The following is a 21,292-nucleotide window of genomic DNA, read 5'->3' on the forward strand; positions in this document are numbered from 1 at the left end:
TGGTTGCCGTCAACCAGTAAATATGTTTTACTGGTGTTCCATTTCTGGTGTTCCGATGTCGAAAGAGTCCCGCAAGTTCAAGGTTCCCGACGCGCTGGCGAACGTCTACGACTTCGCCAACACGCTGGATGTCCGCCATTTCACGCATTTCGGCGTGGAGCACCCGCAGAGCGACGAGCTCGGCGGGCCGAAGCAACTTGCGGACTGGATGCAGGAGCGCGGACTTGGCCGCGACGCCGGACGTGTCACGCCGGCGATGTTCGAGACCGCATTGCGTCTGCGCGAAGCGCTGCGCGCCTATCTGCAGTGCGAACCGGCCGAGCGACGCCGGAACAAGGACGTCCTCGGCGCGCTCGATGACGCGCTCGCGCCGTTTCCGTTGCGGGTGGAGGCGCGCGCCGGGCGGGGCGCAATACTATCGGCCGCGCGCGTGGATGCGCTCGCGGGCCTCTCGACGATTGCGATCGAGCTTCATGACGCAACGCTTCTGGGGACGCTGGACCGGTTGAAGATGTGCGCGTCGGGGGAATGCCGCCGGGTGTTCTTCGACCGATCGAAGCCATCGACGCGGCGCTGGTGCATGTCCACGCTGTGCGGCAATCGGATGAAGACGCGTGCCTATCGCGAGCGGCAGCGCGAGGCGAAATAGATCAGGCGCGGTAGTGGCCGGACTTGCCGCCCATCTTCTCGACGAGATGGATGCCCTCGATGCGGACGCCGCGCTCCACCGCCTTGATCATGTCGTAGATGGTGAGGCAGGCGACCGACGCCGCGGTGAGCGCCTCCATCTCGACGCCGGTCGGGCCCGTCACCTTCACGGTAGCGCGAACGATGCAGCCCGGCAGTTTCGCGTCGGGCTCGATGTCGACCGTGACCTTCGACAGCGCCAGCGGATGGCAGAGCGGGATCAGCTCCGAGGTGCGCTTGGCCGCCATGATGCCGGCGATGCGCGCGGTGCCGAGCACGTCGCCTTTCTTGGCATTGCCGGAGCGGATCAGATCCAGCGTCGCCTTGCTCATGACGACACAGCCCTCCGCGACTGCAACCCGCTCGGTCGCGGGCTTGTCCGAGACATCCACCATCCGCGCCTCGCCGGAGGCGCCGATATGGGTGAGAGCTGGCTTCGCCTTGGCATCAGGCTTGGCCTTGTCAGACTTGGCCTTGTCAGACTTGGCAGGCTTTTGCGCCATGTCAGCGTGTGCCAGTTGCGCGCGCCGAAGCTTCGCGCGCGAGCAGCGCGCGCGTGGCGGTTGTCACGTCCGCCTGCCGCATCAGGCTCTCGCCGACCAGGAAGGTCGACATGCCGACGCGCTCGAGCCGGGCAAGGTCGGCGGGCGTGAAGATGCCGCTCTCGCCGACCATCAGCCTGTCCCGCGGGATCAGCGGCGCCAGCGCCTCGCTGGTCGCGAGCGTCGTCTCGAAGGTGCGCAGATTGCGGTTGTTGACGCCGATCATCGGCGAGCGGAGCTTCAGCGCCCGGTCGAGCTCGGCGCGGTCGTGGATCTCGATCAGCACATCCATATCGTAGGAGAGAGCGGCGTCTTCGAGATCCTTCGCGGTGGCATCGTCGAGAGCGGCCATGATGATCAGGATGCAGTCGGCACCATGCGCGCGGGCCTCAGCCACCTGGTAGATGTCGAACATGAAATCCTTGCGCAGCACCGGCAGCGACGTTGCCGCGCGCGCGGCCACCATGAAGTCGAGATGACCCTGGAACGAGGGCGTGTCCGTCAGCACCGACAGACACGCGGCGCCGCCGGCCTCATAGGCCTTGGCGAGCAGCGGCGGATCGAAATCGGCGCGGATCAGTCCCTTGGAGGGCGATGCCTTCTTGACCTCGGCGATCAGCGCGTAATCGCCGCTGGCGTGCTTGGCCCTGATCGCGCCCACGAAGCCGCGTGGCGCGGCTTGCGCCTTGGCCTTCGCCTCGACCGCCGACAGCGGCTGCGTGCGCTTGGCTGCGGCGATCTCCTCGCGCTTGTAGGCCTCGATCTTGGTCAGGATGTCCGACATGGCGCCTTCAGTCGTTGGAGACGGCGATCAGATGTTTCAGCCGCGCGTTCGCCGCGCCGCTGTCGAGCGACTTCGCGCCGATCGCGACGCCTTCCTTGAGGTCCTTGGCGCGCCCGGCCACGACCAGCGCGGCCGCAGCGTTGATGAGTGCGACGTCGCGGAAGGGGCTCGGCTTGCCGTCGAGCACGCTTTGCAGCGCCGTCGCGTTGGCGTCGGCGTCGCCGCCCTTGAGTGCGCCGGCCGCACAGCGCGACAGGCCGGCGTCCTCCGGCGTCACCTCGAAATTCCTGATCTCGCCGTTCTCAAGCGCCGAGACGAAGGTCGGGCCGGTGAGGGTGATCTCGTCGAGGCCGTCGGAGCCGTGTACGACCCAGACGGACTCGGAGCCGAGGTTCCTCAGCACCTGCGCCAGCGGCTGCACCCATTGCCGCGAGAACACGCCGACCATCTGCCGCTTGACGCCGGCCGGGTTGGACAGCGGTCCGAGCAGGTTGAAGATCGTGCGCGTCGCCAGCTCGACGCGGGTCGGGCCGACGTTCTTCATGGCGGGATGATGGGCAGGGGCGAACATGAAGCCGATGCCGCATTCCTTCACGCAGCGCCCGACCTCGTCGGGCTTGAGGTCGATCTTCACCCCGAGCGAGGCCAGCACGTCGGCCGCGCCCGAGCGCGACGACAGCGCGCGATTGCCGTGCTTGGCCACCGGCACGCCGGCGCCCGAGACGATGAAGGAGGCGCAGGTCGACACGTTGACCGAGCCCGAGCCGTCCCCGCCGGTACCGACGATGTCGACGGCGTCGTCGGGCGCCGTGACCCTGAGCATCTTGGAACGCATCGCCGCGACCGCGCCGGTGATCTCGTCCACGGTCTCGCCGCGCACGCGCAGCGCCATCAGGAGGCCGCCCATCTGCGAGGGCGTCGCCTCGCCGGACATCACGGCGTCGAAGGCGGCTGCCGCCTCGTCACGCGACAGGCTGGCGCCGGTCGCCACTTTTCCAATGATCGATTTCAGGTCGTCCATCGCGTGCTTTCACTGATTACTGGTTCGCGCCCGTCACCTGCGCGAAGGCGGCCTGATTGATGCTGGTTCCGATGTTGGTTTCAAGCTTGTTGACGTAGGCGGCGACCTGCTCCTCGGTCACCGCGCGGTCGAGGCTGTCCTTCAGCTTCTTAACTGCGTCGGAGGCGAAGTCGACCGCGGGATCGACGATCTCGGTCACGCGGAAGACGATCACGTCGCTGCCGCCGCTTACAGGCGTCTGTGCGACGCCATCCTTGGCGGTGCGGAAGGCGGCGGCGACGACGGCCGAGGGCACGCCGGCCGGCGAGTCGTCGCGCTTGAAGCCCGTCGCAGTCTCGACCTTGGCGCCGATCGCGGCGGCCTCGTCTGCGAGCTTGCTGCCCTGTTCGAGCTTCTTCACCATCTCGGTCGCCTTGGCCTTCAGCTTGGTCGCGATCTGGTCCTGGCGCCAGCGCGCCTCGACCTGGTCACGGACCTCGTCGAGATTGCGATCGCGCGAAGGCGTGACAGCGAGCACATCGTACCAGACGTAGCCGCCCTGGAACGCGATCGGATCATTGTCGACGCCGACGTCGCTGTTGAAGGCCTGCGACACCACGTCGAGGCCCTGTGGAATGTTGGCAACGGCCTGGCCGTTTGGCGCGCGCCCCGAGCGGTCGACGGCGTCGATGGTCACGGCGGTGAGTCCAAGCTTCTGAGCTGCGTCGATGACGCTCGCACCACCGCCGCGCTCGTCCTCCATCTTGTCGCGGAGGTCCGCGACCTTGGCGCGCGCGCGCTCGCTCGCGATCTCGCGCTTCAAATCGGCTGCGACGCTGGCGTAGTTCGCCTCAACGCCCGGCTCGATCTTGTCGACCTTGACGATCGCGGTGCCGAGGGGGCCCTGGATCGGCTGGCTGATCTCGCCCACGGGGAGTGCGAAGGCGGCGTCCGCGACCGCGGGATTGAGCGCCGACTTGGTCACGAGCCCGAGATCGACGTCGGAGGCGCTCAGCCCGCGCTCCTTGGCGAGGTCCTCGAAGGACATCCCGCCGGTCAGGCGCTCACGCGCGGCCTGCGCCTCGGTGGCGTTCGGGAATACGATCTGGTGGATCTGGCGCTTCTCGGGCGTGCCGAGCCGGTCCTTGCGCTGGTCGAACAGCTTCTTCGCGTCCTCGTCGGAGACCTCGCTCCACTTGCCGATCTCCTCCGGCGAGATCACGACAAAAGCAATCTTGCGGTACTCGGGCGCACGGAACTGGACCTTGTGATCCTCGAAATAGGCGGCGAGCGCCTCGGGCGAGGGCGGATCGATGGTGCCGGCCTGCGCTGCGTCGAGCCTGACGAATTCGATCGCGCGCTGCTCGTTCTGGAAACGCGTGAGTGCGTCGATGAGCGCTTTCGACGGCTCGAGGCCGGCGCCGATGGTGCCGGTGATCTGCCGGCGCAGCGAGACCTTGCGCTGCTCGGCGACGTAGCGCTGCTCGGTGTAACCGAAATTGCGGATCACGGCCTGGAAGCGCTGGGGATCGAACTTGCCGTCGACGCCCTTGAAGTTCGGGTCGTTCATGATGAACTGGCGGATCTGGTCGTCGGACTGGCCGAGCCCGAGCCGGCGCGCCTCCTCGTCGAGGGCTGCTTCCGCGATCGTCTGCTGCAGCACCTGACGGTCGAGCCCGAAAGCGCGCGCCTGGTCAGGGGTCAGCGGACGACCGATCTGGCGACCGATCTGCTGCAGGCGATCGGTGTAGGTCTGGCGGAATTCGTTGAGCGAAATCTCAGTGCTGCCCACCTTGGCCACCGTGGACTGCCCGAAGCCGCGGAAGATGTCGGCGATGCCCCAAATGCCAAAACTGATGATCAACACGCCCATCACCACGGCCATAATGGTTTTGCCGAGCCAGTTTGATGAGGCCTTGCGCATTCCTCGAAGCATTGGGTCCAACTTGTTTGGCAGGAAGGGAACCGGAGCGCGCCTTAAAGCAGATTCCGCGAAAGGGCGTCACCGAATTGATATGGCATCATAAAGTGGCGGCTTTTCCCCCGCAACCTGCCGTGTCCTTAAGCTGTGTTAACGAGCTGTGGTCTCTGGAACTGAGGCGCTCGCTCTGCTAGCGCATGGCAAACCCAATTTCGCTGGAATCTGACATGACCGACGCCATCCGACCTCTGATCGCCGGCAACTGGAAAATGAATGGCCTCAAGGCCTCAAGTGCCGAATTCGACGCCATGCTCACCGGTGCGGCAGAAGTGACCGCGAAGGCCGATCTGCTGGTCTGTCCGCCTGCGACCCTGGTTGCGGCTTTTGCGGAGAAAGCGCGCGGAAAAGCGGTGGCCGTGGGGGCGCAGGATTGCCATCCCAAGGCGTCCGGCGCTCACACCGGCGATATCGCCGCCGAAATGCTGGCGGATGCGGGGGCAACCGCCGTCATCGTCGGCCATTCCGAGCGCCGTGCGGATCATGGCGAGAGCGACTTCCTCGTGAAACAGAAGGCGGAGGCGGCCTGGCGCGCCGGCGTCATCGCGATCGGCTGCATCGGTGAAACCCAGGCCCAGCGAGATGCCGGCCAGACCCTCGACATCCTGCGCGGTCAGCTCAACGGATCGCTGCCGGACGGGTCGAACGCCGCCAATCTGGTCGTGGCCTATGAACCGGTCTGGGCGATCGGCACCGGCCTGACCCCCACGGCCAAGGATGTCGAGCAGATTCATGGCTTTATCCGGGAACTCCTGACCTCCCGGTTCAAATCCGAGGGGGCCAGGATGCGCATTCTCTATGGTGGCTCGGTCAAACCCTCGAACGCCGCCGAGCTGATGGCGGTCCCGAACGTGAACGGCGCGCTGGTCGGCGGCGCCAGCCTGAAGGCGGCCGATTTCCTTGCGATTGCCAAGGGCTGCCCCTAGCTAAAGGCGAAGCGCGATCCGGACCGATCGGGGGTGGCAATGCCCGTTCCGATCGTGTAACACCGCGCAACTTCAGGAAAACCCGCGAAGCGCGATGGGCCGCCGATCTCGGCGCTGTCGGCTTGTGACGGAAGGGTACAATGCAGACTGTTGTCATCGTCATCCACCTCATGATCGTCGCCGTGATGATCGGCGCCGTCCTGCTTCAGAAGTCGGAAGGCGGCGGCCTCGGCATGGGTGGCGGCGCGGGCTTCATGTCCAGCCGCGGCACCGCGAATCTTTTGTCACGGACCACGGCGATCCTTGCTGCCGGCTTCTTCCTCACCAGCCTGTTCCTGTCCTGGTATGCGGGCTTTGACCGCAAGCCGTCGTCGATCATCGGCCAGCCGGCGTCGCAGACGCAGCCGGCCGGAGGCGCGCCGGTCGCGCCGCCGACCTCGGGCGGTATCCTGGATACGCTGAAGAAGGCTGACGAGCAGCAGCAGAACCAGGCGCCCGCCGGCCCGCAGGTGCCGCGGTCGCAATAAAGCAGGGGGGCCATGCGGGGCGACGGCTACCGTCCTGCATCAACAATCCCCATCAAGGCACTGTCACCACTCTTTGTTTTGGCTCACCCACAGGCCCGCAGAATCTTTGGGGCGGAAGACGAATCGCTTTGGCGAATCGAATTCGGGGGATTAAAGGTTAAGTCCCATGGCGCGGTACATATTCATCACCGGCGGCGTGGTTTCTTCGCTCGGCAAGGGTCTGGCTTCAGCGGCACTCGGTGCTCTGCTGCAGGCCCGGGGCTACAAGGTGCGCCTCCGCAAGCTCGACCCCTATCTCAACCTCGATCCCGGAACGATGTCGCCGTATCAGCACGGCGAAGTGTTCGTGACCGATGACGGCGCGGAGACCGATCTCGATCTCGGTCACTACGAGCGCTTCACGGGACGGCCGGCGACAAAAGCCGACAACATCACGACGGGCCGCATCTACCAGAACATCATCACCAAGGAGCGGCGCGGCGATTATCTCGGCGCGACCATCCAGGTGGTTCCGCACGTCACCAACGCCATCAAGGAGTTCGTCCTCGACGGCAATGACGATTACGACTTCGTGCTGGTCGAGATCGGCGGCACCGTCGGCGACATCGAAGGTCTGCCGTTCTTCGAGGCGATCCGCCAGCTCAAGAACGAGCTGCCGCGCGATCACGCCGTCTACATTCATCTCACGCTGCTTCCCTACATCCCGAGCGCCGGCGAATTGAAGACCAAGCCGACGCAGCATTCGGTCAAGGAGCTGCGCTCGATCGGCATCCAGCCCGACATCCTGCTCTGCCGCACCGATCGCGAGATTCCGAAGGAGGAGCGGCGCAAGCTCGGGCTGTTCTGTAACGTGCGCGAAAGCGCCGTGATCGAGGCGCGCGACGTCGACAACATCTACGCGGTGCCTGAGGCCTATCACGCCGCCGGCCTAGACGACGAAGTGCTCGCCGCCTTCGGCATCGGCTCGCGGATTCCGCCGGCGCTGCAGAGCTGGCAGCAGATCAACGAGCGCATCCGCAATCCCGAGGGCAACGTCACCATCGCCATCGTCGGCAAATACACCGGCATGAAGGATGCGTATAAGTCGCTGATCGAGGCGCTCTCGCACGGCGGCATCGCCAACAAGGTGAAGGTCAATCTCGACTGGATCGAGAGCGAGATCTTCGAGAAGGAAGATCCCGCGCCGTTCCTCGAGCACGTCAACGGCATTCTGGTGCCCGGCGGCTTCGGCCAGCGCGGCGCGGAAGGCAAGATCCGTGCGGCGCAGTTCGCGCGCGAGCGCGACGTGCCGTATTTCGGCATCTGCTTCGGGATGCAGATGGCGGTCATCGAAGCCGCGCGAAATCTCGTCGGCATCGAGGAAGCCAACTCCACCGAGTTCGGCCCGACCAAGGAGCCGCTGGTCGGCCTGATGACGGAATGGCTGCGCGGCAACGAACTCGAGAAGCGCACGCAAGCCGGCGATCTCGGCGGCACGATGCGACTTGGTGCCTATCCCGCGGCGCTCAACCGCGGCAGTCGCGTCTCGCAGGTCTATGGCGGCGCGACCGAGATTTCCGAGCGCCACCGTCACCGCTACGAGGTCAACACCGCCTACAAGGATCGCCTCGAGCAGCACGGCCTGAAATTCTCCGGCCTCTCGCCCGACGGCGTGCTGCCGGAGATCGTCGAGTACGAGGATCACCCCTGGTTCATCGGCGTCCAGTTCCACCCCGAGCTGAAGTCGCGCCCCTTCGAGCCGCACCCGCTGTTCGCCTCGTTCATTCAGGCGGCGGTGGTGCAGTCGCGGCTGGTCTGACGTCCCGGCGCGACCGGCGTTGACGCGTCGGGCGCGAGCGATCCGGTGATAAGCTTCATCTGCGGCCGCCGCGTCAGTCTGTAGACGGCGGCGGGCGGCACGTTCATGACCGCACGATCCACCAGCTTGGCGCGCAGGCCCAGCCGGTCCAGCACGGGCCGCGGCACCGGGCAGCTCATGCCATAGGTGAACTGGTAGAAGGCACCGCCGGGGCGGATGTAGCTGAACGCGCCGCCGACGCTCGAAACGACCTTGCGCGTCGACATGTTGAGCAGCGGCAATCCGCTGACGACGGCGCCGACCGGCGCCCCATCATAGAGACGATGCGCCGCGAGCCGCGCTGCATCCATCCACAGCACGCGCGCGCCGGGAAAGCGCACTTGCAGCAGCTTCATGAAGTCGGAGCCGAATTCGACGAGCGTGAGGTCTTCCTGGCGGACGCCGCGCTTCAAGAGCTTGTAGGTGAACGCGCCGGTGCCGGGGCCGAGCTCGAGGATCGGGCCTGTCGATGCGGTGATTTCCCGCGTGATGAGATCGGCGAGCGCTGCGCCCGACGGCGCGATCGCGCCGACCCGACGCGGAGACGACATCCAGGCGAGGAAGAAGGAGAGGAAATCATTGGGCATGCGCACTCCGGCATTTTTGCTTTGTGCCTCGCAAATCAGAGGTGAGGCGCTTGCAATGTCGCGGGGGTGCATTGCGACAGCATTGCGCGATGCGGACTAAAATCAACTCGCGCGGATCGGCGGCAGGGTGATCTTGAAGCAGGCGCCGCCATTCGCTCCGTCCAGCACCGAGACGTGGCCGCGATGCAGCAGCACGATCTCGCGAACCATGTTGAGGCCGAGGCCGGCGCCGCGGTCGAGCGGCGTCAGTCGATAGAACGGCTCGAAGATCATCTCGCGTTGATCGGGCGGAATGCCCGCGCCCTCATCGGTGACCTCGATGCATGCGGGCTTGCTGACGCGGATTCCGATCGTGCCACGGCGCGGCCCGTGCTGGATGGCGTTCTGCACGAGGTTGGTCAGCGCGCGCTCCAACGCTGCCGTGTCGCCGAGCGTCTCGATCGGTGTCTCGGGTGCGTCGAGAGCCAGTTCGTAGCCTGCGGCGATCGCCAGCGGCGCGAGCTCGGCGGCGACGCCCTGGGCGATCGCGACGAGGTCGACGCGCGCGAATGGATGCCCGCAGCGGTCGAGCCGCTGAATGTCCAGCAGCTGCTCCGCAAGCGTGGCGAGCCGCGCGGCATCTTCGAGCAGGCGGATCTTTGCTGGTCCCGGCGGCAGCGATTCCAGCCGCGTAGTGAGGATCGCGATCGGCGTGCGCAGCTCATGTGCGGCATCGGCGACGAAACGCTTGTGGCGGGCATAGCCCTCGTCGAGCCGCGCCAGCGCGTCATTGACCGCGGTCACGAGCGGCACGACCTCCAGCGGGATGTGGTCCACCGAGAGCCGCGCGCCGCGCTGATGGATGTCGATGCGGCGCGCCTGGTCTGCCGTCGTGTCCAGTCCCTTGAAGGCGCGTCGCACGATCATCGGGGTTGCGATGAGCGTCGCTGTTCCCATCAAAAGCAGACCGGGTAGGGCGATGCCGAGGAACATCAGCGAGGTCGTGAGCACGGCTTTGGCGCCGGTGAGCCTGCCTTGCGTCGCCGTGATGATCTGCACGTTGCCGGCATCGGTGTCGACGCGCTTCAGCCGCGCCGGAGCTTTGCGCGGATCGTCCTCGAAAAGCTGCCAGCCGAGCCGCGCCTGGCTGATCTGGTCGAGCGCGCCGCCGATTGCGGCGAATTCGGCCGGCACGGCGCCCTCACTGAGCGAATGGCCCTGCCTGTCCCGGACCAGGAACCAGAGGTCGGGCGTCTCCGTGCGCAACTGTTTCAGCTCTGCCGTCGAGCGCAGGATCAGGCCGCCCTGCGTATCGCGCACGAGCGCATGCTGGACGACGTCGATGACGCGATCTTCGTCCCGTTCGGCGAGCACGAATCCTGACGCGCACAGCGCCAGGATGACGACCATAACCAGCGCAACCAGCAGCGCGGCCTGGAGCGAGAGCAGGCGCCAGCTCAACCGCGAGCGCAGGCAATAGGGATCGGCGTGCTTGCTCACGGCAGCTTCTTCAGGAGATAGCCGACGCCGCGGATGCCGTGAATCTCGACGCCCGCGTCGGCCTCGGCGAGCTTGCGGCGCAGCCGTGACACATGGGTGTCCAGCGCGTTCGACTGGATCTCGTCGTCAAAATTGTAGACGGCCTCTTCCAGCGCCGAACGCAGCACGGTGCGGCCCATGCGGCGGATCAGGGCTTCGAGCACCAGAAGCTCGCGGCGCGGCAGCTCGAACGGGCAGCCATCGATGCTAGCCTCGCGATGGCCGACATCGAAGGCGAGGCGGCCCGCCCGGATGACGTCCGGCGTGAGACCCGCGGGCCTTCGCAGCACGGCGCGCAAGCGCGCCAGTAATTCCTCGACCGCGAACGGCTTTGCCAGATAATCATCAGCACCGCTGTCGAGCCCGGCGACGCGGTCGGCGAGCTCGCCGCGGGCGGTCAGGACGATGATGGGCACGCCGTCTGCGCGCGCCCTCAACTTCGGGATCAACGCAAGGCCGTCGCCGTCGGGGAGCTGGCGGTCGAGCAGGACGGCGGCGTGGACGTCGGCGGAAATCGCTTCTTCCGCTTCGGCCAGCGTCGGCACATGGTCCACCACCATGTCGTAGCGCGTTAGCGCCGACGCCAGCGCGCCGGCCATCTCCGCCTCATCCTCGACGAGCAAAATCCGCATGATCCGGCACCTCAACCTCAACCGAGCCGTTCTAGCGGCCCTATCATTGCGGCAGCATTGCGGGAACTGGCTGCGACGAAGTCACCGCAGCGGGGCCGCCAGCCATGCGCGGAACGCCGCCGGGGCGGCCGGATGGGGCTCAAGACAGCGACATGGCCGGCCGTTATAACCGCCGGACCTGATCAGGGAGGAACCAGAATGATCTATGAAATGCGTCAGTATCGCTGCGTGCCCGGCCGCCTGCCGGCGCTGCTCAAGCGGTTCGAGACGGTTACGCTGAAGCTGTGGGAGAAGCACGGCATCCGCCAGGCCGGCTTCTTCACCACGCTGATCGGCGAATCCAATCAGGAATTGACCTATTTCCTGGCCTGGGAGTCGCTGGCCGAGCGCGAGAAGAAGTGGGGCGCGTTCATGACCGATCCGGACTGGCTCGATGCGCGGGCAAAATCGGAAGCGGACGGCCAGATCGTCGCTAACATTGTCAGCCAGCTCCTGACGCCGACCGCCTTCTCGACGGTGAAGTGACCTCGGGCCTGCCGGCGCGCGCAGCGCGGGCGCAACCCTGATATTCGACCGGCTCGGGGCCGAATAGGGTTGATCCGACCCTCATCGCCGCTATGGTCGCGCCGAAACGAGGGGAAATTGGCCTTGAGCTCTTCAACGTCAGCAGCACCGGTCGTCAGCATTGGCACGGTCAAATTCGGCAATGATCTGCCGATCTCGATCATTGCCGGGCCGTGCCAGCTCGAAAGTCGCCAGCACGCGCTCGAAGTGGCCTCTGCGCTGAAGGAGGTCGCCGCGCGGCTGAAGGTCGGCCTCGTCTACAAGACCTCCTTCGACAAGGCCAACCGCACCAGCGCATCCGCTGCCCGCGGCCTCGGGCTTGCACAGTCGCTGCCGATCTTCGCCGAGATCCGTTCTTCGCTCGGCCTGCCGGTGCTGACCGATGTGCACGAGGCCACGCAATGCGCCGAGGTCGCGCAGGCGGTCGACATTCTGCAGATCCCGGCCTTCCTGTGCCGGCAGACCGATCTTCTCCTTGCCGCCGCCGCGACCGGCAAGGTCGTCAACGTCAAGAAGGGCCAGTTCCTGGCGCCTTGGGACATGGCCAATGTCGTGACCAAGATCACGAGCGCAAACAATCCCAACGTGCTCGTCACCGAGCGCGGCGCATCCTTCGGCTACAACACGCTCGTCTCCGACATGCGCGCGCTGCCGATCCTGGCGCGCACAACCGGTGCGCCGGTGATCTTCGACGCCACCCATTCGGTGCAGCAGCCGGGCGGGAAGGGAACCTCGTCGGGCGGCGAACGCGAATTCGTGCCGGTGCTGGCGCGCGCAGCGGTGGCCGTCGGCGTCGCCGGCGTCTTCATCGAGACCCATCCCGATCCCGACCACGCGCCTTCGGACGGGCCCAACATGGTGCCGCTGCGCGAGTTCGAAGGTCTGACCCGCACGCTGATGGCGTTTGACGCGATTGCAAAGGGCCCAGCGCGCTAATGCATGAGCCTGTGGCCAGGCCGCCGTCCGACCAGAAGTTTCCGCCCGCGATCAATATCATCGCGCTCGCCAGCTTCTCGGCGGCGCTGTCGACGCGTGCGCTCGATCCCGTGCTGCCGCATATTGCGGAGGAATTTGCGATCAGCATCACCACGGCCGCGAGCATCGCCGCCGGCTATGCCCTGATCTACGCGCTGATTCAGCCGGTGATCGGCGCGGCAGCCGATCTGTTCGGCAAGGCGCGGCTGATGACGATGTGCCTGGCGCTGCTCGGCGTTGCCTGCATTCTGGGCGCGCTCTCCACCTCCTTCTCGGGCCTGTTCGCGAGCCGCATCCTAGCCGGCATTGCCGCGGGCGGCGTGTTTCCGGTTGCGCTCGGCCTGACCGCCGACCTTGTCGCGCCGGCTAAGCGGCAGGTCGCGATCGGGCGCACGTTGGCGGGTTCGATGACCGGCAATCTTCTCGGCGCGACTGCCGCCGGCATCATCGGCGATCTCATCGGTTGGCGCGGCGTCCTTGTGATCATCGGTGCGCTCGGCCTGATCGCGGCCGTCGCAGTCGCGGCGGGCTTTCGCGGTACCGCGCTGACTGCGCCGCCCAAGACCGACCTGAAGACCTTGCGGCAGGGCTACCGCACCATCCTCGCCAATCCCAACGCGCGCTATTGCTACTCGGCCGTATTCGTCGAGGGCTGCTGCGTGTTCGGCCTGTTTCCCTTCATCGCCGCCTTGCTGTTCGATCTCGGCGAGACCTCGCTGTCGATCGCCGGTATCGTGATCGCAGGGTTTGCAGTCGGCGGGCTGTTCTATACTTTCACGGTATCGCGCTTCCTGCCGCTGCTCGGCGTCAAGGGCATGATGATCGCGGGAGCCAGCCTCGTCGCGCTCCAACTCGCCTTGCTCGCTCTTGGTCCTGGCTGGAAGCTGCAATTCGTCATCATGCTGCTGATGGGCTGGGGTTTCTACATGATCCATGGCTGCTTGCAGGTGTTTGCCAGCGAGTTGTCGGTCGAGGCGCGGGCGACAGCGATGTCGCTGCACTCGTTTTTCTTCTTCATGGGGCAGACCATCGGCCCGCTCGCCTATGGGGGCGGCCTTGCTCATGCCGGCAAGGCGCCGACCCTGGTCGCAAGCGCGGTGATCATGGTGGTGCTTGGCCTCGTCTGCGCCAGTCTGCTCAAGCCGCGTGCACCGTCCGACGCGCGCGTTTGAACAGCCGAGGGTTCGAAAGTACCAATGTCGGAAGGATTTGAGATCGAAGACCTTCACGGCGTGTCGGGGAGAGATGCGCTACTGCGCCTGAACAATGCGAGCGCACGAGAGACTTCATTGCTCACGCCGGAGCGGTTCGACCAATTGATCGGCTGCGCAAGACTGGCGCTGGTCGTTCGACCCGCCGCTGCACTTCTACTGGCATTTGAGCAATCCGACTGTTACGACGGTGGTCACTTCCTTTGGTTTCGCGATCGGTTCGACAAATTTCTGTATGTTGATCGGGTTATCGTTGCCGAGGAGCATCGACGCCGTGGTATGGGCAGCTTGCTCTACGCCCATCTGTTGAAGCGGGCGGTGGAGCTTGGGCATAGCCGCGTCGTTTGCGAGGTGAACCTCGATCCGCCGAACCCGGTATCGGACAGATTTCATGCAGCCCTTGGATTTGCCGAAGTTGGAAGAGCAATCATCGAAGATGGCTCGAAAACCGTGCGCTACCTAGCCGCCAACTTGTCGTAGTATCACGTGACGAGCATGGTCGCCGTTAATTCGTTCCACCAGCCGAGATCGGCTCCATACCGCTCGAGATGATCGCGTCGCGGGCGGCGGGGGAGGCGAGGAACTTAATCAAGGCCCGACCAGCTTCGGGTTCTTTGGAAACGGTCGCGATCCCGGCTGAGAAGACCGTGATCTTCTGCAATTCATTCGGCAGCGGTCCCACGATATCGATGCCCTGGACGGGCTTCAGTTCGCTGATTTGCTGAAAGCCGAGTTCGGCCTCGCCGCGAGCGACGATCTCGCCGACCGGAGTTGCCGGAATCTTTCGCGCCTTGTCCTTCATGATTTCGGCTATGCCGAGCTTTTCAAACATCTCGGTCGAGACGTAGACGCCGCTGGCGCTATCGGAATAGGCGATCGTTTTTGCCGCCAGCAGCGCGCGCTTGACCGCCTCGGCCGAACTGATATCCGGCTTCGGCGCGCCCGATTTCACGGCAATCCCGATCGGCGATCTTGTCAGGTCGACCTGGCTGCCGGCAACGACCTTGCCCTTGTTGGCGAGGTCGGCGAGTGCATAGCCCACCATGATCAGGACATCGACCGGCTCGCCGCGCTCGAGCCGAACCGGGATCGCATTGGTGGTGGTGCCCATCGAGGGTCCGAACGACGTCAGCACCTTGTTGCCGGTGGCCTTCTCGAACTCCGGCACGAGTGCCTGATAGGCCACCGTCAATCCGCCCGAAATCATCACCCGGACCTCGGCTGCGTCGGACGCCCCGGCCAGCGACACCACGCCTAGAAGGCCCAAAGCAAGGCCGCGGAATGTTGCGGATATCGATTCCATGGTCATTCGTCTCCAGCTAATCCCGCCCGCGATAGGGTGCCACGCCTTGCTCCGGCACCCAGAGGCCCTTCGGGACGCGGCCGGTCTGCCAGAACACGTCGATCGGGATGCCGCCGCGCGGATACCAGTAGCCGCCGATGCGCAACCATTTCGGCTTGATCTCGGCGGCGATGCGCTTGCCGATCATCACGGTGCAATCCTCGTGGAAGGCGCCGTGATTGCGGAAGCTTGCGATGTAGAGTTTCAGCGATTTCGACTCCAGCAGCCATTGGCCCGGTGCGTAGTCGATCATCAGATGCGCGAAATCCGGCTGGCCCGTGACCGGGCAGAGCGAGGTGAATTCCGGCACGGTGAACCGCACCAGATAATCCGTGCCCTTTTGCGGATTGGGCACGCGGTCGAGCTGGGCTTCTTCCGGTGTGTGTGGCCATTCGACCGCACGGCCGAGCTGGAGGGATTTTTTCGCCATCGTCTGCATCCTTTGGAGCATGATCCGGACCCGGAGGGCCGCGTTAGCGCAAAGTGGGCACCGGTTTTCCGAAAGATCATGCTCAATCAAAAAGAGCTAGAGCGCGATAAGATCGCGCTCTAGAGGATGCCGGGATGGACGCAAATGCCGCCGCCGTCAACCGGCGGTGATCGTCTGGATCATGACGATCCGGTCGTTGCCGGATTCGCAGCCCCAGAGCTCGCCCGGCCGTCCGTCGAGCTGGCGGACATTGGCATTCGCCTTGTCGCTGGCGAACACGTTGAACTGCTCGGTCACAGGATCAAACCGGACGATCGCATTGGCCGAGAAGTCGGTCAGCCAGACCTTGTCCTTGTCGTCGACATAGACCGCGTAGGCGCGGGGGCGCTCGCCCGGCAGCTTCCAAGTCTTCCAGGAGCCATCGGCTGGATCGTGCACCGACACATGCCCGCTGTTCCACTCGCTGACCCAGAGCCGGCTTTTCGAATCCGACCAGACTCGCCGCGACCCCTGGTTCGGCGTCGGCGGCTCGACGACAGCCGCATTGCCGCTCGCAGGATCGATCCTGGCGATATAGCTGCCGGCGAGGGAGGCGTACCAGATGTCGCCCTTGGGGGTCACCGCGATCCCGTAGGGGCCGACGCCTTTCGGCGCCTTGAACACGCTCATCTCGCCCGACTTCGGCGCGAGGCGGCCGTAATAGCCGGACTGTCCGGTGAACCAGTAGATCCCGGTCTTGTCGAACACGCCGGTGTTGAGATTGGCGTAGGCGAATTTCTCGGGCAGGCGGAACAGCGTGACCTTCAGGTCGCCTGGGTCGACGCGCGCGATCGCATTCTGGCCGCCCTCGGTGATCCAGGGAGCGCCATCGGGACCGATCGTCACGCCGTGGGGCGCCGCGCCCGATCCGAGGCTGACGGTCTTGAAGGTGCCGCTCTTGGGATCGAGCCTGCCCAGCATGCCCTTGCCCTGCGCGGTGAACCACACGGTGCCGTCGGCGGCGGGCGTGAGGTCGTGCAGGCCGATGCCGGGACTGGTCGGGAAATATTTTGTCCGGAACGGGCCCTCTTGGGCAAAACTTGGGCGGACCGCGAGGAGGGCGGTGCTCGAGGCGAGAAACTGGCGGCGATTCATGGCGTTACCCCGACTGTTTCAGATTGAGGTTGGACGCGCAGATCAGGCGACGTCGAGCTTAATCTGCGGCGCTTCACGCGTCAGTCGAAGCGGCTCGCCCAAGCGTTCACATTTGCTTGCGCTCCGTGTAAGACGCGCGGCGAACCGATCAGCTCCAACGAACGGAAGTGCACATCATGACCGCCATTGTCGACATCATCGGCCGCGAAATCCTGGACAGCCGTGGCAATCCCACCGTGGAGGTCGACGTCGTGCTGGAAGACGGCTCGCTCGGCCGCGCCGCCGTGCCGTCTGGCGCTTCCACCGGCGCCCATGAGGCGGTGGAACTACGCGACGGCGACAAGGCCCGCTATCTCGGCAAGGGAGTCTCCAAGGCGGTCGGCGCCGTCAACGGCGAGATCTTCGAGGCCTTGAGCGGTATCGATGTCGAGCACCAGGTCCAGGTCGACCAGATCATGATCGATCTCGATGGCACGCCGAACAAGAGCCGGCTTGGCGCCAACGCCATCCTCGGCGTCTCGCTCGCCTGCGCCAAGGCGGCCGCGCAATCGCTCGACATGCCGCTCTACCGCTATGTCGGCGGCACCTCGGCGCGGCTCTTGCCGGTGCCGATGATGAACATCATCAATGGCGGCGTGCATGCCGACAACCCGATCGACTTCCAGGAATTCATGATCCTGCCGGTCGGCGCCTCGTCCTTTGCGGAAGGCCTGCGCTACGGCGCGGAAGTCTTCCACACGCTGAAGTCCGAGCTGAAGAAGGCCGGTCACAACACCAATGTCGGCGATGAAGGCGGCTTCGCGCCGAATCTGCCGTCGGCCGATGCCGCGCTCGAATTCGTCATGAATGCGATCGGCAAGGCTGGCTTCAAGGCTGGCTCCGACGTCGTGCTCGGCCTCGACTGCGCCTCGACCGAGTTCTTCAAGGACGGCAAGTACGTCTATGAGGGCGAGGGCAAGACCCGCTCGGTGTCCGAGCAGGCCAAATATCTCGCCGATCTCGTCTCGCGCTATCCGATCGTCACCATCGAGGACGGCATGTCGGAAGACGACATGGACGGCTGGAAGGAGCTCACCGACCTCATCGGCAAGAAGTGCCAGCTCGTCGGCGACGATCTCTTCGTCACCAACGTCAAGCGCCTGTCGGAAGGCATCAAGGCCGGCCGCGCCAACTCGATCCTGATCAAGGTCAATCAGATCGGTACGCTCACCGAAACGCTCGCCGCCGTCGAGATGGCGCACAAGGCAGGCTACACCTCGGTGATGTCGCACCGCTCCGGCGAGACCGAGGATTCGACCATCGCCGATCTCGCCGTTGCCACCAATTGCGGGCAGATCAAGACCGGCTCCCTTGCGCGTTCCGACCGGACCGCCAAATACAATCAGCTCCTGCGCATCGAGCAGCAACTCGGCAAGCAGGCGCTGTATGCCGGCAAGGCGGCATTGAAGGCGCTGGCATAAGCCGGCGCTTCGACAGAACAGGGGAGGATAGACATGAGCGACGGCAAGACCGGACTGCAACTGCGTTCGCTGATCAAGGCGAGCGGTGAGCTCGAAATCTCGCTCGTCGACGTGCCGACCCCCGAGCCTGCCGCGGACGAAGTCGTCGTCCGCGTCGAGGCGACGCCGATCAACCCGTCCGACCTCGGCCTGCTCGTCGGCGCCGCCGACATGAGCACGGCCAAGGCCTCGGGCACCAAACAATCTCCCGTCATCACCGCACAGGTGCCGGCGGCCGCGATGCGGGCGATGGCGGGCCGGCTCGACCAGTCCATGCCGGTCGGCAATGAAGGCGCCGGCGTCGTGATCAAGACGGGCTCATCGGATGCCGCGAAGGCGCTGATGGGCAAGACGGTGGCGATGATCGGCGGCGCAATGTATGCGCAATACCGCACGCTGAAGGTGAGGGAGTGCCTGCCGCTGCCGGCCGGCGCCACACCTGCCGACGGCGCGTCCTGCTTCGTCAATCCGCTCACATCGCTCGGCATGACCGAGACCATGCGGCGCGAGGGCCACAAGGCGCTGGTGCACACCGCGGCGGCCTCCAATCTCGGGCAGATGTTGAACAAGATCTGCATCAAGGACGGCATCCCGCTCGTCAATATCGTGCGCAGCAAGGAGCAGGCGGACATTTTGACGAAGATCGGCGCCAAATACGTCGTCGACTCCACCGCACCGAACTTTCTCGGCGATCTCACCGACGCGCTGGTCGAGACCGGCGCCACCATCGCCTTCGACGCCATCGGCGGCGGCAAGCTCGCCGGCGACATCCTCAATTGCATGGAAGCCGCGATCAACAAGACCGCGAAGGAGTACAGCCGCTACGGCTCCAACGTACACAAGCAGGTTTATGTCTATGGCGCGCTCGACACGCGCCCGATCGAACTTCCGCGCGGCTTCGGCATGGCCTGGGGCGTCGGCGGCTGGCTGCTGTTTCCGTTCCTGATGAAGATCGGGCAGGCCGATGCAGCCAAGCTGCGCCAGCGTGTGGTCGACGAATTGAAGACGACCTTTGCCAGCCACTACACCAAGGTGGTCTCGCTCCAGGAGGCGCTGGATCCGGCCAACATCGCGGCGTACGCCAAACGTGCCACCGGCGAAAAATTCCTCATCAACCCAAATAAATCTTCGTGATGTGTGCTGGCACGTCGCCCAAAGAAGGACTTGCCTTCTGAGCGAAGCGGGAGAACATTCGCGCCGCAATTGAATGCGGGGCGCAACCGCACGCAGAGAAGGGGACTCTTCCATGACTGATCTGAATCGCCGCCATTTGCTCGCGGGCGCGGCAGCCATCGGCGCGGCCGCCGTGACCGGACTCCGACCGACCATCGCCAATGCCGCAGTGCCGCAGAACGGGACGCAGGCTCCGGGCTTCTACCGCTACAAGGTCGGCAACTACGAATGCACCTCGATCAATGACGGGGCGCGCAGCTTCCCGATGCCCGACAAGTTCGTCGTCAACATCCCGAAGGAGGAGGCGCTCGCCGCCGCCGACGCCGCCTACATGCCGAAGGGCATGGTCACGGTGCCGTTCAATCCGCAGCTCATCAACACCGGCTCAAAGCTGGTGCTGATCGACAGCGGCAACGGTGTGGCGAACTTCGAGGCGAGCAAGGGCGCGGTCGGCCGCACGCTGCAGAACCTCGCGGCCGCCGGCGTCGATCCCAAGAGCATCGACATCGTGCTGCTGTCGCATCTGCATCCCGACCACACCAACGGCATCCGCCTGGCGGACGGCTCGCTCGCCTTTCCGAATGCCGAGATCATGGTGCCGGCGAAGGACTGGGAGTTCTGGGCCAGCGAGGAGAACGCGGGCAAGGCCTCCAGCGACATGATGAAGAACTACTTCGCCAACGTGAAGAAGACGTTCGCCGGCCTCGAGTCCAAGGTGACGAAGTTCGAATGGGGCAAGGAGGTCGCGCCCGGCATCACCTCGATCGCGACGCCCGGCCACACGCCCGGTCACACCTCGTTCGCGGTGGCCTCGGGCAATTCCAAGGTGTTGATCCAGTCCGACGTGACCAACATTCCGGAACTGTTCCTGCGCAATCCGGACTGGCACGTGGCGTTCGACACCGACGGCGCTCTGGCGCAGGAGACCCGCCACAAGTTCTACGATATGGCGGCGGCGGAGAAGGCGACCGTGGTCGGCTTCCACTTCACCTTCCCCTCGGTGGGCCATGTCGAGAAGGACGGCGCCAAATATCGCCTGATCCCGTCGGCCTGGAATCCGACGATCTGATTCCGGTTCGAGATTTGCACGAAAGATCGGGCCGCCTCTTGGCGGCCTGATTGTTTTGGGAAAGGGTTCATTTCCGCGAACGCAGCGTTTCCAAATCGGAACGGTTCATGCACTTGCATCCTCCCGAGGAGGTGGATTAAGTGCGCGGGCCCGTTTCCCGCTTAGAGGTTCAAGGACAACCCATGGCCTATCACATCGTCACGCTCGTCGGCAGCCTGCGCAAAGAGGGCTTCTCGATCAAGATCGCCAATGCTCTCGCCAAGCTTGCCCCGAGCTCGCTCTCGCTCGAAGTGGTGACGCCCGCGGGCATCTCCTTCTTCAACCAGGACCTCGAGGGCGCGCCGCCAGCCGACTGGCTGGCCTTCCGTGAAAAACTCCAGAAGTCGAACGGCGTGCTGTTCATCACCCCCGAATACAATCGCTCGATCCCGGGCGTGCTGAAGAACGCCATCGATGTCGCCTCGCGGCCGTATGGCAAGAGCTCCTTCAACGGCAAGCCGGTCGGCATCATCTCCAACTCGCCGGGCCCGCTCGGCGGCGTCAGCGCGGCCAAGCATCTCCAGAACATCCTGCCCGGTATTGCCGGCCCGATCCTGCAGCAGCCGGAGATCTACCTGAACGGCGTCGGCGACGCCTTCGACGCCGCGGGCAACCTGACCAAGGACTCCCTGAAGACCGTGTTGCAGCAGTACATCGACGCCTTCGCCGCACACGTGGCGAAGAACCAGGGCTGATCCGTCTACCCTTCGGAGCACGCCGGAGGTCCTCATCCTGAGGAGGCCGCGTAGCGGCCGTCTCGAAGGATCGCCGCGGGAAACACCAGGGCCTTCATGGTTCGAGACGGCGCTTGCGCGCCTCCTCACCATGAGGGTCTGCC

22 protein-coding genes are annotated in these 21,292 nt (G+C 65.0%); 12 read left to right on the top strand and 10 right to left on the bottom strand.

Going from position 1 to position 21,292, the window contains the following annotated elements; genetic code table 11:
- Positions 1-55: 55 nt before the first annotated feature.
- Positions 56-649, top strand: a complete 594-nt coding sequence (locus tag K289_RS0106340) for a CGNR zinc finger domain-containing protein (protein ID WP_027550722.1) — start codon at positions 56-58, stop codon at positions 647-649.
- 1 nt (position 650) lies between these two features.
- Here K289_RS0106340 and moaC read toward each other — a convergent pair whose 3' ends face one another.
- Genes moaC through K289_RS0106360 form a run of 4 tightly spaced genes read right to left on the bottom strand, consistent with a single transcriptional unit; the run spans position 651 to position 4,949 of the window.
- Positions 651-1,190 carry a cyclic pyranopterin monophosphate synthase MoaC gene (moaC, locus tag K289_RS0106345; RefSeq protein WP_027550723.1) on the bottom strand — a complete coding sequence of 180 codons (540 nt, stop codon included), beginning with the start codon at positions 1,188-1,190 and terminating at the stop codon, positions 651-653.
- 1 nt (position 1,191) lies between these two features.
- Positions 1,192-2,013 (bottom strand): indole-3-glycerol phosphate synthase TrpC, encoded by an 822-nt coding sequence (trpC, locus tag K289_RS0106350; protein WP_027550724.1) that lies wholly within the window; start codon positions 2,011-2,013, stop codon positions 1,192-1,194.
- A 7-nt stretch (positions 2,014-2,020) separates the two neighbouring features.
- The gene (trpD, locus tag K289_RS0106355; RefSeq protein ID WP_027550725.1) at positions 2,021-3,034 is read right to left on the bottom strand and encodes an anthranilate phosphoribosyltransferase; all 1,014 of its coding nucleotides are present in this window, start codon (positions 3,032-3,034) and stop codon (positions 2,021-2,023) included.
- 16 nt (positions 3,035-3,050) lie between these two features.
- On the bottom strand, positions 3,051-4,949 hold the full coding sequence (locus K289_RS0106360) for a SurA N-terminal domain-containing protein (protein ID WP_027550726.1): 1,899 nt from the start codon (positions 4,947-4,949) through the stop codon (positions 3,051-3,053).
- A 212-nt stretch (positions 4,950-5,161) separates the two neighbouring features.
- On the opposite strand from K289_RS0106360, the gene tpiA reads away from it, so the two are divergent.
- From tpiA to K289_RS0106375, 3 genes are all read left to right on the top strand, one after another.
- Positions 5,162-5,917 carry a triose-phosphate isomerase gene (gene tpiA / locus K289_RS0106365; RefSeq protein ID WP_027550727.1) on the top strand — a complete coding sequence of 252 codons (756 nt, stop codon included), beginning with the start codon at positions 5,162-5,164 and terminating at the stop codon, positions 5,915-5,917.
- Positions 5,918-6,057: 140 nt separating this feature from the next.
- A complete protein-coding gene (gene secG / locus K289_RS0106370) occupies positions 6,058-6,444 on the top strand; it encodes a preprotein translocase subunit SecG (RefSeq protein ID WP_027550728.1) in 387 nt (128 codons plus the stop codon).
- A gap of 166 nt (positions 6,445-6,610) precedes the next feature.
- Complete coding sequence (locus K289_RS0106375) at positions 6,611-8,242, top strand: CTP synthase (RefSeq protein ID WP_027550729.1); 1,632 nt, start codon at positions 6,611-6,613, stop codon at positions 8,240-8,242.
- Here K289_RS0106375 and K289_RS0106380 read toward each other — a convergent pair.
- The 3 genes from K289_RS0106380 to K289_RS0106390 all read right to left on the bottom strand — a co-directional run bounded on the left by K289_RS0106380 (position 8,209) and on the right by K289_RS0106390 (position 11,018).
- A complete protein-coding gene (locus tag K289_RS0106380; RefSeq protein ID WP_027550730.1) occupies positions 8,209-8,868 on the bottom strand; it encodes a class I SAM-dependent methyltransferase in 660 nt (219 codons plus the stop codon). The genes K289_RS0106375 and K289_RS0106380 overlap by 34 nt on opposite strands.
- Positions 8,869-8,970: 102 nt before the next feature.
- Complete coding sequence (locus K289_RS0106385) at positions 8,971-10,347, bottom strand: HAMP domain-containing sensor histidine kinase (RefSeq protein WP_027550731.1); 1,377 nt, start codon at positions 10,345-10,347, stop codon at positions 8,971-8,973.
- A complete protein-coding gene (locus K289_RS0106390; protein ID WP_027550732.1) occupies positions 10,344-11,018 on the bottom strand; it encodes a response regulator transcription factor in 675 nt (224 codons plus the stop codon). The genes K289_RS0106385 and K289_RS0106390 overlap by 4 nt, the downstream gene beginning before the upstream one ends.
- Positions 11,019-11,216: 198 nt before the next feature.
- Here K289_RS0106390 and K289_RS0106395 point away from each other — a divergent pair, with 198 nt between their 5' ends.
- The 4 genes from K289_RS0106395 (at position 11,217) to K289_RS0106410 (ending at position 14,248) form a co-directional block, all read left to right on the top strand.
- The gene (locus K289_RS0106395) at positions 11,217-11,543 is read left to right on the top strand and encodes an NIPSNAP family protein (protein ID WP_027550733.1); all 327 of its coding nucleotides are present in this window, start codon (positions 11,217-11,219) and stop codon (positions 11,541-11,543) included.
- A 123-nt stretch (positions 11,544-11,666) separates the two neighbouring features.
- A complete protein-coding gene (kdsA, locus tag K289_RS0106400) occupies positions 11,667-12,518 on the top strand; it encodes a 3-deoxy-8-phosphooctulonate synthase (protein ID WP_027550734.1) in 852 nt (283 codons plus the stop codon).
- On the top strand, positions 12,518-13,729 hold the full coding sequence (locus tag K289_RS0106405; RefSeq protein WP_027550735.1) for an MFS transporter: 1,212 nt from the start codon (positions 12,518-12,520) through the stop codon (positions 13,727-13,729). The genes kdsA and K289_RS0106405 overlap by 1 nt, the downstream gene beginning before the upstream one ends.
- Before the next feature lie 24 nt (positions 13,730-13,753).
- Positions 13,754-14,248, top strand: a complete 495-nt coding sequence (locus tag K289_RS0106410) for a GNAT family N-acetyltransferase (RefSeq protein ID WP_035684010.1) — start codon at positions 13,754-13,756, stop codon at positions 14,246-14,248.
- A 25-nt stretch (positions 14,249-14,273) separates the two neighbouring features.
- On the opposite strand, the gene K289_RS0106415 is transcribed toward K289_RS0106410, so the two are convergent.
- The 3 genes from K289_RS0106415 to K289_RS0106430 form a co-directional block, all read right to left on the bottom strand.
- Positions 14,274-15,071 carry an extracellular solute-binding protein gene (locus tag K289_RS0106415; RefSeq protein WP_027550737.1) on the bottom strand — a complete coding sequence of 266 codons (798 nt, stop codon included), beginning with the start codon at positions 15,069-15,071 and terminating at the stop codon, positions 14,274-14,276.
- Positions 15,072-15,087: 16 nt separating this feature from the next.
- Entirely contained in the window at positions 15,088-15,549 is a 462-nt protein-coding gene (gene queF, locus K289_RS0106420) for a preQ(1) synthase (protein WP_156917850.1), read from the bottom strand.
- A 147-nt stretch (positions 15,550-15,696) separates the two neighbouring features.
- The gene (locus tag K289_RS0106430; protein WP_027550739.1) at positions 15,697-16,674 is read right to left on the bottom strand and encodes a lyase; all 978 of its coding nucleotides are present in this window, start codon (positions 16,672-16,674) and stop codon (positions 15,697-15,699) included.
- Positions 16,675-16,850: 176 nt separating this feature from the next.
- Here K289_RS0106430 and eno point away from each other — a divergent pair, with 176 nt between their 5' ends.
- From eno to K289_RS0106450, 4 genes are all read left to right on the top strand, one after another.
- On the top strand, positions 16,851-18,134 hold the full coding sequence (gene eno / locus K289_RS0106435; RefSeq protein ID WP_027550740.1) for a phosphopyruvate hydratase: 1,284 nt from the start codon (positions 16,851-16,853) through the stop codon (positions 18,132-18,134).
- A gap of 33 nt (positions 18,135-18,167) precedes the next feature.
- On the top strand, positions 18,168-19,307 hold the full coding sequence (locus tag K289_RS0106440; RefSeq protein ID WP_027550741.1) for a zinc-binding dehydrogenase: 1,140 nt from the start codon (positions 18,168-18,170) through the stop codon (positions 19,305-19,307).
- 112 nt (positions 19,308-19,419) lie between these two features.
- The gene (locus K289_RS0106445; protein WP_027550742.1) at positions 19,420-20,415 is read left to right on the top strand and encodes an MBL fold metallo-hydrolase; all 996 of its coding nucleotides are present in this window, start codon (positions 19,420-19,422) and stop codon (positions 20,413-20,415) included.
- Between the two features lie 182 nt (positions 20,416-20,597).
- Positions 20,598-21,149: an NADPH-dependent FMN reductase gene (locus tag K289_RS0106450; protein WP_027550743.1), complete on the top strand. Its 552-nt coding sequence runs from the start codon at positions 20,598-20,600 to the stop codon at positions 21,147-21,149.
- The last annotated feature ends 143 nt before the right edge of the window (positions 21,150-21,292 follow it).

Origin of the sequence: Bradyrhizobium sp. Cp5.3, assembly GCF_000426265.1 — a bacterium.
GTDB lineage: Bacteria > Pseudomonadota > Alphaproteobacteria > Rhizobiales > Xanthobacteraceae > Bradyrhizobium > Bradyrhizobium neotropicale.